This window comes from Pseudomonas sp. NPDC087342 (assembly GCF_044744265.1).
Classification (GTDB): Bacteria; Pseudomonadota; Gammaproteobacteria; order Pseudomonadales; family Pseudomonadaceae; genus Aquipseudomonas; species Aquipseudomonas nunensis.
In genome coordinates this window covers 1,143,272-1,159,280 of the sequence record NZ_JBIUXZ010000001.1, presented here as the reverse complement: position 1 = coordinate 1,159,280, position 16,009 = coordinate 1,143,272, and the positions used below count along the sequence as shown (strand labels likewise).

Below are 16,009 nucleotides of genomic sequence, written 5' to 3'. Positions count from 1 at the left end.
CCGCGAAGGCGATCTCAAGGCCACGACCTGTAGGAGCAAGGCTTGCCCGCGATAGCGATCTCAAGGACGCCTTCGCGGGCAAGCCTCGCTCCTACACGGGCGTGTCGTTTACAAGGGCATGTCGTTTACAGGGGCGCGTCGAAGCTCGCGACAATCGCTTCGCGCACCTTCAATACCACCGGATCGAGTTGCGTGCTGGTGCGCCAGCCCAGTTCGATCGGGTAACGCGGCAACGCCAGCGGGCAGGGCTGCAGCGCCAGGCCTGTAAGCGCCGCGATGCTTTGCGCGGCGTGGGCCGGAATGGTCGCCACCGCCTGACTGCCCTTGAGCAGATGCGGCAAAGCGGCAAAATGCGTGGTCGAGGCGCACACCCGCCGACTCAGGCCCAGCGCCGCCAATCCCTCATCGGTGATCCCGATAAAACCACCCGACGACACCAGAATGTGTTCCCGCGCGACGAACTCGTCCAGGCTGATGTCTTGCTGTCCCTCAGCCAGACTCAGCGGGTCCACCAAACACAAATATCCCCCTTCGCCCAACACCTGACGGCTGAGCAAACGCTCGGCAAATCCCCCAGCGGTAATGGCCAGGTCGATACTGCGATCCAGCAACGCATGGGCGACGATCTGGCTGTGGGTCTGGCGGAAAATCAGTCGCAGTTTCGGTGCGCGACGAGCGATTTCCTCCATCAGTCGCCGCCCGTAGGCAATCTCGAAATCATCTGACAAACCCAGGGTGACCGAACGTCCTTCGTAGTGATCGGCGGCCGGGTCGATCATCGCCAGGCTCTGCCGACATTTGTTCAGCGCATCACTGACCACCGGTTTTAACTGATTGGCCCTGAGCGTCGGCGCCAGTCCCCGGCCAGTACGTACAAACAACTGATCACCATACAACTCCCGCAAACGCCGCAACGCAGCGCTCACCGCCGATTGCGTAACGCCCAGGCGCAGGGCCGCGCGGCTGGCGCTGGATTCTTCGTGCAGGGCTTCGAAGACTTTGAGCAGATTGAGGTCGACGGCGGCGATATTCATGGTGTTCATATCATTCAGCAGTGAACGGGGCTTTATTCATGATCCGGCGTGGGCGGAAAATCAGCAACACCTCATTGCCGTCGGAGTTACAGACATGTCCAAGTCAATCGTTGCCGCCCTGCAAATCGGCGCCTTGCCCGGTGGCAAGGGCGAAACATTGGAGCAGATTCTCGCCTGGGAAAACGCGATCATCGAGTCCGGCGCCGCGCTGGTGGTGATGCCGGAAGCGCTGCTGGGTGGTTATCCCAAAGGTGAAGCTTTTGGCACGCAGTTGGGCTATCGCCTGCCGGAGGGCCGTGAAGCGTTTGCGCGGTACTTCGCCAATGCCATCGATGTGCCGGGCGTCGAAACCGAAGCGTTGGCCGGGCTGTCGGCGCGCACCGGGGCCAACCTGGTGATTGGCGTGATCGAGCGCGCGGGCAGCACGTTGTATTGCACCGCGCTGTATTTCGACCCTGCTGCTGGATTGGTCGCCAAGCACCGCAAATTGATGCCGACCGGCACCGAACGGCTGATCTGGGGCAAGGGCGACGGTTCGACGTTGCCGGTGATCGACAGCCAGGTCGGGCGCCTCGCGGCGGTGGTGTGCTGGGAAAACATGATGCCGCTGCTGCGCACCGCGATGTACGCCAAAGGCGTGGAAGTCTGGTGTGCGCCGACCGTGGATGAGCGCGAGATGTGGCAGGTCAGCATGCGCCACATCGCCCATGAAGGCCGCTGCTTTGTGGTCAGCGCGTGCCAGGTGCAGGATTCGCCGCAAGCCTTGGGTTTAGAGATCGCCAACTGGCCGGCGGATCGGCCGCTGATTGCGGGTGGCAGTGTGATTGTCGGGCCGATGGGGGATGTGTTGGCCGGGCCGTTGCGGGGTGGGCCCGGGTTATTGACGGCGGAAATCGATACTGACGAACTGATCCGCGCTCGCTACGACTTCGACGTGGTGGGGCACTATGCGCGGCCGGATGTGTTTGAGCTGAGTGTGGATGAGAAGGCCAAGCCGGGCGTGCGCTTCACCGCATAACCCATGGCTTGCCACAACCCTTGTAGGAGCGAGGCTTGCCCGCGAAGGCGTAATATCAATCCAACATTGATGTCGGGTGACACACCGCCTTCGCGGGCAAGCCTCGCTCCTACGAGGGACGCCGCTCGGCGGGATTACCAGGTGGCCGCGCTCGGCCCCGGCAACCTGAGCTTCCCGGTATCCACAAACCGCATCGTGCCAAACAACCCGCCCGCCAGTTTGCCGCGCAGCACGTAGGGCAGGTTGTCGAGGGTTTGGGTCTGGCTCAGCCCGAGGGTCTGGCGCAATACCGAGAACGCCGAGACGCTCACCGGCACGGTCAGCACGGTTTCGGAAAACCGCTGGATCGTCCCCGATTGATCGCTGACACCGGACGCCAATGGCTGGCCGTTGACTTCCAGATCCAGCGCCACACCGTTGTAGTCGATGGCGGTTTCATTCGGGTTCTGCACGCGGATCTTCACTGCGAAACGCACTTCCAGATCCTGGCTTTGCAGCGGTTCGATGCCAACCACATTGATGTTCAACGGATCGCGATTCGGGAACAGCGCGCAGGCGCTCAGGGAGAGCAACAGCAGTGAAAGGGACAGGGCAAGAAGTCTGCGCATGAAGGGCTCTCGACAGAAAAAGGGACTGAACCGCCATCGGGCAAAAACTGGCGGTTCACCTGTGCGACCACGTTCACTGTGAGGGGTTCGCCCAAGGCTGTCACTTGTTCATCATTGCCAGCGGTTTCAGCGGCCCTTGACCGGGGTCGGCAAGGTCACGAGGTTGACGTAGCCGTCCCAGAATTTCTGCTGGTCGATGGCGAACACCACTTTGGCTTTTTGCGTGCCCACCGGCGGGCTTTTCTTGTAGCCCAGCGCGCGGCCGTAATCGGCGCCGAACTGCGCGTCGACATCGACCCACAAATCCCGGGATTCGGTGACGATGTCCGGTTGCACCAGGAACAGCGCCGGCAGGCTGTCCCAGGTGAAACTGTGATACGCCGGATCCTTGTCGAACAGCGGGCCGAATTCGTGCTTGTACAGGTCCGCAATGGCCCCCGGTTTCGCGATCACCCGTTTGTAAACCGACGCATCGAACGTGACCTTCTCGCAGACATCATTGGGGAAGATCACATGTTCGACAGGCGAGCGCAGGACGATCTTCGCCGCCTCGGGGTCGAACCACCAGTTGAACTCGGCAGCCGGCGTGGTGTTGCCCGGAATCTCCAGGGCGCCACCCATGTACACGATGCGTTTGATCAGCGGCACGATGTCCGGCGCGGAACGGATCGCCAGCGCAATATTGGTCAGCGGCCCGACCGCCAGCAACGTCACTTCATGCGGATTGGCGCGCACGCTGTCGACGATGAACTGCGCGGCGGTTTCCTTGCGCAGTTTCGTGTGGGTAGCGAGGCCGTCCGGTGGTGCGACCAATTGCGCGGCGGAGGTCGGACGCGGCGCCTTGAACGCTCCCGGCCAACCGGCGCCGAACAGGGCTTGCTCCTGCGGATACGTGGCGAAGTCATGCAGGAGCGGATACGCCGCGCCGGAATACACGCCGATGTCCTTTTCCACACCCATGCGCTCCACAGCCTTGAGCGCATCGACCTGTTCCTGATCGACCCAGGCATTGCCGCTGACCAGGGTCATGCCGAGCAGGTCGATGCGTTTTTGCGCGTGTAATTGGGCGAGCATGATGAAGGCCTGGCCGTCATCGTTCAGGACGTTGAAGTCGGTGTCGAAAATGACTTTTTCCGCGGCTTGCAAAGAACCGGCGCACAGGCCGGCGGCGACAAGCAGGGCACAGCGTTTGATCAAACCTTGCATGGATACTCACCTGGGTAATTGGGATGTTCGCTTGTAGGAGCTAGGCTTGCTGGTGATGGCGTCCTTGAGATCGCCTTCGCGAGCAAGCTTCGCTCCTACAGATGGGCGCAAAACCTGTAGGCGCTAGGCTTGCTGGCGATGGCGTCCTTGAGATCGCCTTCGCGAGCAAGCTTCGCTCCTACAGATGGGCGCAAAACCTGTAGGCGCTAGGCTTGCTGGTGATGGCGTCCTTGAGATCGCCTTCGCGAGCAAGCTTCGCTCCTACAGATGGGCGCAAAACCTGTAGGAGCGAGGCTTGCCCGCGAAGGCGTCCTTGAAATCGCCTTCGCCGGCAAGCCGTGCTCCTACAAAAGCATTGGTGTGTCAGCGGTTTACCAGTTTGGCCGGCAACGCAATCACCAGGAAACTGCTGAGGATCAAACACCCGGCAAAGAACCACAGCGCCCCGGCGCTGCTGCCGGTGACATCAATCGCCACACCCATCAGCGAGTTGCTGACCAACCCGGCAATGTTCGCCAGCGAGCAGGCAAGCGCAAACCCGGTGGCCGCCGCCGTGCCTTTGAGGAAGGTCGCCGGCAGGCTGAAGAACACCGGCACCGCGCCGATGATCGCCGCCGAAGCAATGGCGAACAGCACCACGGTCGCCACCACGTTGTGCACGAAGAACGGTGCAGTGGCCATGGCCGCCGCGCCGACCAGGAACGGCACGATGATGTGCCAGCGGCGTTCGCGGTGTTTGTCCGAACTGGCGCCGATCAGCAGCATGCCCAGCAGCGCAGCGACGCTCGGCAATGCAGTGAGAATGCCGATGTGGAAGGTGTCGACGATCCCGGCGTTGCGGATGAAGGTCGGCATCCAGAAACCCATGGCGTAGGCGCTGAGCAGAATCGAGAAATCGATACCACCGAGCATCCACACTTTCAGGTTGAAGAAGCCGTCGCGAAAGCTGTGTTTACTGTCGCCGGCACTCGCTTCGTCGGCGCGCAGTTCCTGTTCCAGCAGGGCTTTCTCATCATCGTTGAGCCACTTGGCTTGTTGGTAGCTGTTCGGCAGCGCCCAGAACGTCAGCACCCCGAGCAATACGCTGGGCACCGCTTCGATCAGGAACAACCACTGCCAGCCACGCAAACCGCCGAGGCTGTCGAAATGGCTCATCACCCAACCGGACAATGGCCCGCCAATCACGCTGGACAGCGGCAGGCCGATCATGAACAGCGCGATGATGCGGCCGCGTCGATAGGTCGGAAACCAGGTAGTCAGGTAATACAGGACACCCGGCAGGAAACCTGCTTCGGCCGCGCCCAGCAGGAAACGCAGAACGTAGAACTGGGTGGTCGAGGTCACAAGCATGGTGCAGGCCGAGAGCAGGCCCCAGGTGATCATGATCCGGGCGATCCAGATCTTCGCGCCAACCTTTTCCAGCACCAGGTTGCTCGGCACTTCGAACAGGATATAGCCGACAAAGAACAGCCCGGCGCCGAGGCCGAACGCGGTTTCGCTGAAGTGCAGTTGATCGAGCATCTGCAGTTTGGCGAAGCCGATGTTGATCCGGTCGAGGTACGCGGCCAGGTAGCAGAAGCACAGGAACGGAATCAGCTTCCAGGTGATCTTGTGGTACAGCGCTTGAATCGGGTCGGCGACCGTGGTCGCGGGTGCTGCGTTCGCAATGGGCATCGGATGTCTCCTGGCGGTGACTTATGGTTTTTATACAGCCGCTTTTTCCAGCGCTCTGGCGCGCTGCAAAAGCGACGTCCAAAGGCAGTGTCAGAAGACTGAGGTCCCACACCCTGTGTAGGAGCGAAGCTTGCTCGCGAAGGCATCCTTGAAATCGCCATCGCGGGCAAGCCTCGCTCCTACAGGTCGCCTACCTTGTAGGAGCACAGCTTGCTGGCGAAGGCGTTCTTGAAATCGCTATCGCGGGCAAGCCTCGCTCCTACAGGTCGCCTACCTTGTAGGAGCACAGCTTGCTGGCGAAGGCGTTCTTGAAATCGCCATCGCGGGCAAGCCTCGCTCCTACAGGTCGCCTACCTTGTAGGAGCACAGCTTGCTGGCGAAGGCGTCCTTGAAATCGCCATCGCGGGCAAGCCTTGCTCCTACAGGTCGCCTACCTTGTAGGAGCACAGCTTGCTGGCGAAGGCGTCCTTGAAATCGCCATCGCGGGCAAGCCTCGCTCCTACAGGGGGCGGGCCTCAGTTTTTTACCAAGACCAACGCTCTAAATGGCGCGGTTCTTGTGGCACGCATTACATTTTTTCGAAGTGGGCGATAGCCTCCTGTTTGCTGACGACATCGCCGTACTTGCTGTCGATGTCGAACAGGTTGGCCTCGTGGGGCGCCGGGTGCCGGTCGCCGACGCACTCGCGCACGACGATGGTGCGGAAACCGTGTTGCACCGCATCCACCGCCGTCGCCCGGATGCAGCCGCTGGTCGAGCAACCGGCCAGCACCACGGTGTCGATGCCTTGGGCGTGCAGCATCGAGGCCAGGCTGCTGCCGAAAAACGCACTGGCGTATTGTTTGCTGATCACCACTTCATTTTCCTGAGGCAACACCTCTTCGCAAAACGCCGCCAAGGGATTGCCCTCGATCATGTCCTTCATCACCGGGGCTTTTTTCACCCAGATCCCGCCATCGGCGAAATGGCCGGGATGGTAGCGGATATTGGTGTGCACCACCGGGATGCCAACGCGCCGGGCGCTGGCCAGCAACTCAACACTTTCAGCCACCGCGCTGACCACGCCGGGCGCAAACAGCGGCGCGCCTTCTGTGGTGTAGCCGCGCATGAAATCGATCATCAGCAACGCGGCTTTCTGCCCGAACCCGATGCGCTGGCCCCACACGCCTTGATAGTTGTCGTTGGCGGTTTGTTCGCTCATGTCGCGCACCTCTTAATAAGCGCCGGAGAGCAGGGCGCCGGCACCTGGGACGATCGGTTCCAGGTCCAGGGCCTTGAGCATGGCGTAGGTGGTGGCGATGGCGGCGGTCAGCACCGGTTTGCCGGTTTGCGCTTCGACTTGCGCCACCACCGGCAGCGACTGCATCTGCACACAGGCCGAGAGCACGATCACATCCACACCTTCCAGATTCATGCCAGCGACGATGCCGGGCAGGTTCGCCGGGTCGTGCTGCGCAACGGCGAGATTGTCGGGGATCTCCAAAGCACGCCAATCCACCACTTCAAAGCCTTCTTCGCGAATGTAATCCACCACCAGTTCGGTCAGTGGTTTCATGTACGGCGCGACGATGGCGATGCGTTTCGCGCCCATGACTTTCAGCCCTTCGATCAAGGCGCCGGCACTGGTGATCACCGGGGCATTCGCGTCGTTGTCGGCGGTAGCGTTGCGCAGCCGCTGTTCGGACTGGCGATGATAACCGAGCCCCATGGCCATGATCGCCACCAGACAGGCATAACCCAGCACATCAACCTTGGCGTCAGACAATTCCACGGCGCAACGGTCGGACTCGCCGTCCATCGCCGCGAGTTCTTCCTTGCGTACTTGCTTCATGCGCATGCGGCTGGAGTGAAAGGTGAAGCGCTCCGGGCGGATCAACTGGCGCGCGGTGAGCATCGCTGGGATCTCGGTTTCCATGGTGGTGTTGGAACTCGGCACAATCTGGCCGATGCGGTAAGGCTTGAGCATAAAAATCTCCCAGTTAATTCAGACGTGGGCCGAGGAAATCGCCGAATGCCGCAAAGAAACCGTCGAGGTCATCCCACGGAATCATGTGCCCGGCGTTGGCGACGTGGACGCTGCGAATGTTCGGTTGCAGGTCGAGGATTTCCGCTTCGTCCTCGGGCTGGATCACACCGCCACGGCCAGCGATCATCAGCAATGCGGGTTGCTGGAGTTTTGGCAGGTCCTGATGGAAATCCACGTCATGGAAATCGTTGAAGGCGCGCACGATCGCCGGTTCGTAGCAGGTGTGCAGCCATTCGGCGCGCAGCTGCAATTGCTCATCGGTCCAGGTGGCGCAGAAGGCGCGCATCGCCTCGGCGTTCATTCCGATCAACGACTGGCGGATCGAATCGACGTACCACGGCAGTTTGCTCGGGTATTCACGACGACCGGGGCCGGACACAGGCGGGTCGATCAGCACCAGACGGTTCACGCCCGCCGGATGCTTCACAGCACTGCGCACCGCAAACCGAGCGCCCATGGAATGGCCGACCAAGTGATAACTGTCGAGCTTCATCGCTTCGGCAAACGCGCCGATATCGTCGGCGCAGGTGTCAGCGCTGTAATCCAGATCCGGGCCGGTGGAGGAGAGGCCGCGGCCACGCACGTCGAGCACGTAAGTATCGAAATGCTCGCCGAGGCGTTCGGCAACAAAACCCCAGGTGATCGCCGGACTGGTGATGCCGGGAATCAGCACCAGCGCCGGGCCTTTGCCTCCGTAGCGCAAGTAATGCTGGCGAATGCCGTTGGCCTGGACGTTGCCGCCATGGACGAAAGTGCTCACGCGGCCACCCCCGATTTCAGCGGTTGGGCGTACAGGTCATACCCGTAGACCCAGGCCGGATCTTCCTGGGTGCGCAGCCAGGTGTTGGCATTCGACACGGACTGCACGCGGGAGGCGCGTTCCTTGCGGTTGGCTTCATACAGATCGAACGCGGTGCGGTAGTCGCCGAGACCGGTTTCCTGCAAGCAACGGGTCAGCATCGCGGCATCTTCGATGGCCATGCCGGCGCCCTGGGCCATGTGCGGTTTCATCGGGTGGCAAGCGTCGCCGAGCAACACCAGGCGACCCCGGCTCCACAGCGGCAATGGGTTGCGGTTGCGCAGCGGCCATTTGGTCACGCTTTCAGTGGACTCGATCAGCGCCTGGACGGTCGGGTGATAACCCTGGAACGCTTCGAACATTTCTTCGCGGCTGCTATCGACGAACGCGCCCTGGAAATCCCATTCCGGGTGCGGCACGCCGGTGACGTAGTAGTACTCGTCGCGCTTGCCGGTGGTGTAGTAGACCATCATGTGCCGGTCCTCGGTCCACCACTTGATGCAGTCCTCGAACTTCAAATCGTACTTGGCCAGTTGATCGCCACGGATCAATGCGCGGTGCGCGACCCAGCCGCTGTACAGCGGTTTTTCCGCGCCGAGCAACTCTTCACGAATCTTCGAATTGATCCCGTCGGCGCCGATGACGATGTCGGCGTAGGTGACTTCGCCGTCGGCGAAAGTCAGGCGCACCTGGGTGTCGGTTTCTTCGAGGGTTTCCAGGCGTTTGTTGAAGTGCACGGTGCCCGGTTTGATCGTCGACATCTGCAAGGCATGCAGGTCGCCGCGGTGCACGGTGACGTAGGACGCGCCGTATTCCTTGCGGGCGAAGTCCCCCAGCGGGATGCGCGACAGGTAGTCGCCGCTCAAGCCGTCACGGCTGAACCAGTGATCCGGGTGCGAGCCCATCAGGTCGAGCTGCTGCTCGATGCCCATGCGACGGAAGATTTTCATGATGTTGGGGCCCATGTGGATCCCGGCGCCGAGGCGGGAGAACTCCGGGGCCTGTTCGTAGATGTCCACCTGGAACCCGGCTTGTTGCAACAACGTCGCGGCGGCTGCACCGCCAAGACCTGCACCGACGATGGCGATTTTTTGCGTATTGGCCATGGGGCTTGTTCCTCTTCTTCGAATGGTCGCTGGCTGGGTCGCCGCAAGGTTTTTAAAGTGTATACGCTGTATTTTTCAAAAAGAAAGAGCCGCTGGTAAAAATTAATTTTAAGCGGTTTTTTGCGAATGACACCGAATGTAACCTTTGTTTGTTGGGTTTGTGTGGGTTTGTAACGTTGTGGTCTGGTACTTGCAGTCCGCTCGCATTTGATGTCTTATCGATAACAAATGGCGTACACGCTATAAAAATGCACTAGGGTGAGGCAGGGCGCCTCGACTTGGTGCGCAGCAGACGATTGAGGAGACAGGAAAATGCCGGTAAGCGATTGCGAACTGACCCAGATGTTCGAGCACGTGTTGAAGCTGTCGAAGGTCGATGCGACCCAGAGCGTCGCCGTGCTCAAGAGCCACTATTCCGACCCGCGCACCGTGCGCGCCGCGATGGACGCCGCGCAGCGCCTGGGGGCCAAGGTCTACGCGGTGGAATTGCCGTCGTTCAACCACCCGACGGCCATGGGCAACGATATGACCGCCTACTGCGGCGACACCGCGCTGACCGGCAATATTGCGGCGCAACGGGCGCTGGAAGCGGCGGACCTGATTGTCGACACGATGATGCTGCTGCATTCGCCGGAACAGGAGCAGATCCTCAAGACCGGCACCCGCATCCTATTGGCCGTGGAGCCCCCGGAGGTGCTGGCGCGAATGCTGCCGACCGAGGCCGACAAGGTGCGGGTGATGGCGGCGGAAAAGCTGCTGACCCAGGCGCGCTCGATCCACGTCACCTCACGCGCCGGCAGCGATTTCCGTGCGGCGCTGGGGCAATATCCGGCGGTCACCGAATACGGTTTCGCCGATGAACCAGGGCGCTGGGACCATTGGCCCAGCGGTTTCCTGTTCTCCTGGCCCAACGAAGAAACCGCCGAAGGCGTGCTGGTGCTGGACATCGGCGACATCGTGCTGCCGTTCAAGACCTACACCCGGGAGAAGATCACCCTGGAGATCGAGAAGGGTTTCATCACCTCGATCCACGGCGGCTTCGAGGCTGAATACCTGCGCGACTACATGAAGTATTTCAATGATCCGGAGGTGTACGGCATCTCCCATATCGGCTGGGGCTTGCAGCCAAAAGCCCAGTGGACCGCGATGGGCCTGCACGACAAGAACGACGGCATGTGCATGGACGCCCGGGCGTTCTATGGCAACTTCCTGTTCTCCACCGGGCCGAACACCGAAGTCGGCGGCAAGCGCAAAACCCCCTGCCATTTGGACATCCCGCTGCGCAATTGCGATGTGTACCTGGATGACCAGGCGGTGGTGATTGGCGGGGATGTGGTGGCGCCGGAGGCTTCGCGAGTTCGCTGATACAACTGACAGGCTCAAATCCTGAGGGCAACATCAATCAACTGTGGGAGCGAGCTTGCTCGCGATAGCGATAGATCAGTCAACATTGATGGTGAATGTGATGCCGCTATCGCGAGCAAGCTCGCTCCCACAGGGTTTTTGCTATGCCTTGAGGTTTACTTCACCCTTGAGTCCGCCCCCCAACCTGTCCATCATGCCTCCCCACCACTCATCGTCTTTCGAGTCCGCCGTGCCTGAAACTCCTGATTCTTCCTATGTTTTTTCCGAACAAGTCGGGCATTTGCTGCGCAAGGCCTATCAGCGGCACATGGCGATTTTTCAGCAGAATGTCGGTGATTCACAGCTCACGGCAGTGCAATTCGTGACCCTGTGCGCCGTGCGCGATCACGGTCCCAGCTCCCTGACTGAACTGGTCAAGGCCACCGCCGTGGACCAGGCGACCATTCGCGGCATCGTCGAACGACTCAAGGCCCGGGAACTGATCACCCTCGAACCCGACCCGCAAGACCGGCGCAAAGTCATCGTCGGCCTGTCCGAAGCGGGTGATCGCCTGGTGCAGCAAACCGTGCCCTGCGCCGGGAAAATCACCGAACTGACCCTGAGCAACCTCAACCCGGCCGAACGAGTTGCGGTGCTGTTCCTGCTGCGCAAAATGATCGACGACCCGCAGGACTGATCTCAGGCTAAACGCGCTCTGTGTAGCAGCTGCCGAGGTACGAGGCTGCGTTCGGCTGCGAAGCAGTCGTGAAATTTGAGCACACAGTCTTCCTGAAACACCGCGCTGGCTGATATCACGACTGCTTCGCAGCCGAACGCAGGCTTCGCCAGCTGCTACACGAGCCGAACGCAGGCTTCGCCAGCTGCTACATGAGCCGAACGCAGCCTCGTACCTCGGCAGCTGCTACAGACCTTGCATGTGCCGTTGGCATCGTTTTTGCTCTTGTTTCATGTAGTAGCCACTTCACCAGTCGAGTGTGTCGCGACGCCACAACCCATCCGGCCCGCGACGTTTTTTTCGACCTTTTGGTGTAGTAGCCACTTCATCAAACTTAGCAGGCGAAGCGAATGAGCAGCCAGGAAATCACCGTAGCGCTTGAGGTCAACGGCCTCACCACCACCGTCACCGCCATGGCGGATACCCCGTTATTGCTGATCTTGCGCAATGACCTGCACCTCAATGGCCCCAAGTACGGCTGCGGCCTGGGCGAGTGCGGCGCGTGCACGGTGATCATCGACGGCGTCGCGGCGCGCTCTTGCGTGTTTCCCCTGGCCGGCGCCGTGGATCGGCACATCGTCACCCTCGAAGGCCTCGGCACCCGCGCCGATCCGCACCCGGTGCAACAAGCCTTTATCGACGAGCAAGCGGCGCAATGCGGCTATTGCCTGAACGGCATGATCATGACCACCAAGGCCTTGCTCGACCGCATCCCGCACCCCAGCGAAACCCAGATCCGCAACGAACTCTCGGCCAACCTCTGCCGCTGCGGCACCCACATCGAAATCCTCCGCGCGGTGCTGCGTGCCGCCCGCCAAATGCCTTGAAGGTGGATCAATGACCATGACTGACTCCATCCCGCTCTCCACACCAACCCGCGACCAACTGCTGGCCAAGACCGGCGTGCTGCTGATCGTCGACGATATCCTGCCGCCATCCGGCCCGGTGGCGAAGGGCGGTACGCCGCTGATCAAGCCCAAGGAATTGGGGTTGTTCATTGCCATCAGCGACGACGGGCGCGTGTACGCGTTCAACGGACACGTCGACCTCGGCACCGGCATCCGCACCTCATTGGCGCAGATCGTCGCCGAGGAACTCGACCTGCAACTGGATCAGGTGTGCATGGTGCTCGGCGACACTGAGCGCGCGCCGAATCAGGGCGCGACGATTGCCAGTGCGACGCTGCAGATTTCCGCGATTCCGCTGCGCAATGCCGCTGCTGAAGCGCGGCGCTATCTGCTGAACACAGCGGCTGAACGTTGGGCTGTGCAGCCTGATCTTTTGGAAATCGAAGCCGGGGTGGTTCTCGCGCCGGACGGTCGAACCGCGACTTACGCCGAGTTGGTCAGCGGCGAACACGTTGAACTGCGCATCTCCGGCACCGCGCCGCTGAAACCCGCCGCCGACTATCGACTGGTGGGCAAGGGCGCGGCACGGGTGGATATTCCGGCCAAAGCCACTGGCGAACTCACCTACGTCCACGACATGCGCGTGCCGGACATGCTCCACGGCCGGGTGATTCGTCCGCCGTACGCCGGGCTCGATTGCGGCGATTTCGTCGGCAACAGCCTGCTGGAAGTCGACGAATCCTCCATCGCGCACATCGCCGGGATCGTCGCCGTGGTGGTGATCCGCGATTTCGTCGGCGTAGTGGCGTTGCGCGAAGAACAGGCGATCAAGGCCGCCCAGGCGTTGAAAATCACCTGGAAAGCCTGGAACCAAGGGCTGCCGGATCTGAACAATGTCGAGCAGGCCATCCGCGACAACCCGCGCGTGCAGCGGGTCGTGCTGGATCAGGGCAACGTCGACGACGCCCTTGCCAACGCCGCCCAGCGCATGCCGCGCACCTATATGTGGCCGTATCAGATGCACGGTTCGATCGGCCCGTCCTGTGGAGTGGCGGATTATCAGCTGTCGGGTTCTCGCGTGTGGTCCGGCAGCCAGAATCCACATCTGTTGCGGGCCGACCTGGCCTGGCTGCTGGAGTGCGAAGAAGAAGCCATCGAGATCATTCGCATGGAAGCGTCCGGCTGCTATGGGCGCAACTGCGCCGATGACGTGTGCGCCGATGCGTTGCTGTTGTCCCGCGCCGTGGGCAAACCGGTGCGGGTGCAACTGACCCGCGAGCAAGAGCATTTGTGGGAACCCAAAGGCACTGCGCAACTGATGGACGTCGATGGCGGCTTGAACGCCGATGGCAGCGTCGCCGCGTATGACTTCCAGACCAGCTACCCGTCCAACGGCGCACCGACCCTGGCCTTGCTGCTGACCGGGCGAGTCGAGCCGGTGGCGGCGATGTTCGAAATGGGCGACCGCACCTCGATCCCGCCGTATGACTACGAACACATGCGCGTGACCATCAACGACATGGCGCCGATCGTCCGCGCCTCGTGGATGCGCGGGGTTTCAGCGCTACCCAACACCTTCGCCCATGAGTCGTATATCGATGAACTGGCCTTCGCCGCTGGCGTCGATCCGGTGGAATACCGCTTGCGCTATCTGCACGACGAGCGCGCCATCGACCTGGTCAAATCCACCGCCGAACGCGCGGCCTGGACCCCGCGCACCGCCCCGATGCAAACCCCGAATGAGGACCAGTTATTGCGCGGTCGCGGCTTTGCCTACGCGCGCTACATCCACAGCAAGTTCCCCGGTTTCGGCGCGGCGTGGGCGGCGTGGGTGGCGGACGTGGCGATTGACCGTACGACCGGCGATGTTTCGGTCACCCGCGTGGTGATCGGCCATGACTCGGGGATGATGATCAATCCCGCAGGCGTGCAGCATCAGATCCACGGCAACGTGATCCAGTCCACCAGCCGCGTGCTCAAGGAGCGCGTGACCTTCGAAGAATCCACGGTGGCGAGCAAGGAGTGGGGCGGTTACCCGATCCTGACTTTCCCGGAGGTGCCGCAGATCGACGTGCTGATGATGCCGCGTCAGGATCAGCCACCGATGGGCGCCGGGGAATCGGCTTCGGTGCCGAGCGCGGCGGCGATTGCCAATGCGATCTACGACGCCACCGGGATTCGTTTTCGCGAACTGCCGATCACACCGGAACGGGTCTTGGCGGCGCTGAATGCCGGCACTTGCGACGAACCGCCGAAGTCCCCGACCAAGCGTTCGAAATGGCTGTTCGGTTCACTGTTTGCCGCGTTCGGCGCAGTGCTTGGCATGGCCGCGACCGCGTGGCCATTCCACGCTGAAATCGCGCCGATTGCCCCGCCGAGCGCCGGCACTTGGTCAGCCGCGACCCTGGAACGCGGACGTTTGCTGGCGGCGGTCGGCGATTGCGCGGTGTGCCACACCGCGCCCGGCGGCGCGACCAATGCCGGTGGCCTGGCGATGCAGACGCCGTTCGGCACGCTGTACAGCAGCAACATCACACCCGACGTGAAAACCGGGATCGGCAGTTGGTCCTATCCCGCGTTCGAACGGGCGATGCGCGATGGCATTGGTCGCGACGGGCGCAATCTGTACCCGGCGTTTCCTTACACGGCGTTTCGCAACATCAACGATGCGGACATGCAGGCGTTGTACGCGTACCTGATGTCGCAGGCCCCGGTCAGTCAACCGGCGAAAGCCAACGACATGCGCTTCCCGTTCAACCTGCGGCCGTTGATGGCGGGGTGGAATGCGTTGTTTCTGCGCAAAGGGGAAATCAGCGTGCAGCCTGAACGCAGCGAGCAATGGAATCGCGGCGCGTATCTGGTCAATGGTTTGGGTCACTGCGCGGCGTGTCATTCGCCGCGCAATTTGATGGGCGCGGAGAAGGGCGGTGCTGCATTCCTCGCGGGCGGGATGGTTGATGGCTGGGAGGCGCCGGCGTTGAATGGGTTGTCCAAATCGCCGACACCGTGGACCGAGGATCAGTTGTTCGGTTACCTGAGCACCGGTTATTCCGCCGAACATGGCGTGGCGACCGGGCCGATGGGGCCGGTGGTCACGGAATTGGCGAAGTTGCCTAAGGATGATATCCGGGCGATGGCGGTGTACCTGGCGTCACTCAATGGCGCGCAGGCCGAGGCGCAAGTGGTGGAGAAAGCCACGCGCCCGGCGCCCAGTCTTTCATTGAGCAACGGCCAGCGAGTGTTCGAAGGTTCGTGCAAGGCCTGTCATGCCGATGGCCTGGGGCCGAAATTGTTTGGCGTGAGTCCGTCGCTGGCCACCAACACCAATGTGCACAGTGATCTGCCGGACAATTTGATCAAGGTGATCTTGCAGGGTATCGATACGCCTGCGACCAAGGATCTGGGGTATATGCCGGGGTTCAAGGACAGTCTGTCGAACACTCAGGTGGCGGAATTGGCGGCGTATTTGCGGAGCCGGTTTGCGGGGAATGCGCCGGGGTGGGAAGGGTTGGAACATAAGGTCGCGTATCTCAGGGCTAATCCGGGGAGCCATTAAGAGCTTCGCGGGCAAGCCTCGCTCCTACAGGGGGTACGCACATCCTGTAGGAGC

Annotated in this window: 13 protein-coding genes; 5 read left to right on the top strand and 8 right to left on the bottom strand. The window is 61.6% G+C overall.

All coding sequences use genetic code 11. The features are described 5' to 3' along the window. Nucleotides 1-125 precede the first annotated feature (125 nt). Nucleotides 126-1,043, bottom strand: coding sequence for a LysR family transcriptional regulator (locus tag ACIOYV_RS05275; protein WP_401321476.1), 918 nt, complete (start codon nucleotides 1,041-1,043; stop codon nucleotides 126-128). Nucleotides 1,044-1,128: 85 nt separating this feature from the next. Between ACIOYV_RS05275 and ACIOYV_RS05270 the strand changes: the two genes are divergently transcribed. Beyond that, a complete protein-coding gene (locus ACIOYV_RS05270; protein WP_401321473.1) occupies nucleotides 1,129-2,052 on the top strand; it encodes a carbon-nitrogen hydrolase family protein in 924 nt (307 codons plus the stop codon). A gap of 134 nt (nucleotides 2,053-2,186) precedes the next feature. Here the strand turns inward: ACIOYV_RS05270 and ACIOYV_RS05265 are convergent, their stop codons facing one another. The 7 genes from ACIOYV_RS05265 to ACIOYV_RS05235 all read right to left on the bottom strand — a co-directional run bounded on the left by ACIOYV_RS05265 (nucleotide 2,187) and on the right by ACIOYV_RS05235 (nucleotide 9,471). Next, a complete protein-coding gene (locus ACIOYV_RS05265; RefSeq protein WP_163909985.1) occupies nucleotides 2,187-2,660 on the bottom strand; it encodes an LEA type 2 family protein in 474 nt (157 codons plus the stop codon). A gap of 126 nt (nucleotides 2,661-2,786) precedes the next feature. Continuing rightward, nucleotides 2,787-3,866, bottom strand: coding sequence for a nucleoside hydrolase (locus ACIOYV_RS05260; RefSeq protein WP_054046372.1), 1,080 nt, complete (start codon nucleotides 3,864-3,866; stop codon nucleotides 2,787-2,789). 363 nt (nucleotides 3,867-4,229) lie between these two features. Beyond that, complete coding sequence (locus ACIOYV_RS05255) at nucleotides 4,230-5,540, bottom strand: MFS transporter (protein WP_401321470.1); 1,311 nt, start codon at nucleotides 5,538-5,540, stop codon at nucleotides 4,230-4,232. Between the two features lie 568 nt (nucleotides 5,541-6,108). Continuing rightward, entirely contained in the window at nucleotides 6,109-6,741 is a 633-nt protein-coding gene (locus ACIOYV_RS05250; protein ID WP_401321468.1) for an N-carbamoylsarcosine amidohydrolase, read from the bottom strand. A 12-nt stretch (nucleotides 6,742-6,753) separates the two neighbouring features. Beyond that, nucleotides 6,754-7,506 carry an Asp/Glu racemase gene (locus ACIOYV_RS05245; RefSeq protein WP_401321465.1) on the bottom strand — a complete coding sequence of 251 codons (753 nt, stop codon included), beginning with the start codon at nucleotides 7,504-7,506 and terminating at the stop codon, nucleotides 6,754-6,756. 13 nt (nucleotides 7,507-7,519) lie between these two features. Further along, nucleotides 7,520-8,326 carry an alpha/beta fold hydrolase gene (locus tag ACIOYV_RS05240; protein ID WP_401321463.1) on the bottom strand — a complete coding sequence of 269 codons (807 nt, stop codon included), beginning with the start codon at nucleotides 8,324-8,326 and terminating at the stop codon, nucleotides 7,520-7,522. Further along, nucleotides 8,323-9,471 carry an FAD-dependent monooxygenase gene (locus tag ACIOYV_RS05235; RefSeq protein WP_401321460.1) on the bottom strand — a complete coding sequence of 383 codons (1,149 nt, stop codon included), beginning with the start codon at nucleotides 9,469-9,471 and terminating at the stop codon, nucleotides 8,323-8,325. The genes ACIOYV_RS05240 and ACIOYV_RS05235 overlap by 4 nt, the downstream gene beginning before the upstream one ends. 312 nt (nucleotides 9,472-9,783) lie before the next feature. Between ACIOYV_RS05235 and ACIOYV_RS05230 the strand changes: the two genes are divergently transcribed. The 4 genes from ACIOYV_RS05230 (at nucleotide 9,784) to ACIOYV_RS05215 (ending at nucleotide 15,955) form a co-directional block, all read left to right on the top strand. Next, nucleotides 9,784-10,836, top strand: a complete 1,053-nt coding sequence (locus ACIOYV_RS05230) for a 2,5-dihydroxypyridine 5,6-dioxygenase (RefSeq protein WP_123509603.1) — start codon at nucleotides 9,784-9,786, stop codon at nucleotides 10,834-10,836. Nucleotides 10,837-11,029: 193 nt separating this feature from the next. Continuing rightward, nucleotides 11,030-11,512 carry a MarR family winged helix-turn-helix transcriptional regulator gene (locus tag ACIOYV_RS05225; RefSeq protein ID WP_054046358.1) on the top strand — a complete coding sequence of 161 codons (483 nt, stop codon included), beginning with the start codon at nucleotides 11,030-11,032 and terminating at the stop codon, nucleotides 11,510-11,512. Between the two features lie 389 nt (nucleotides 11,513-11,901). Continuing rightward, entirely contained in the window at nucleotides 11,902-12,378 is a 477-nt protein-coding gene (locus tag ACIOYV_RS05220) for a (2Fe-2S)-binding protein (protein WP_163909990.1), read from the top strand. Between the two features lie 10 nt (nucleotides 12,379-12,388). Next, a complete protein-coding gene (locus ACIOYV_RS05215; RefSeq protein WP_401321457.1) occupies nucleotides 12,389-15,955 on the top strand; it encodes a molybdopterin cofactor-binding domain-containing protein in 3,567 nt (1,188 codons plus the stop codon). Nucleotides 15,956-16,009 lie beyond the last annotated feature (54 nt).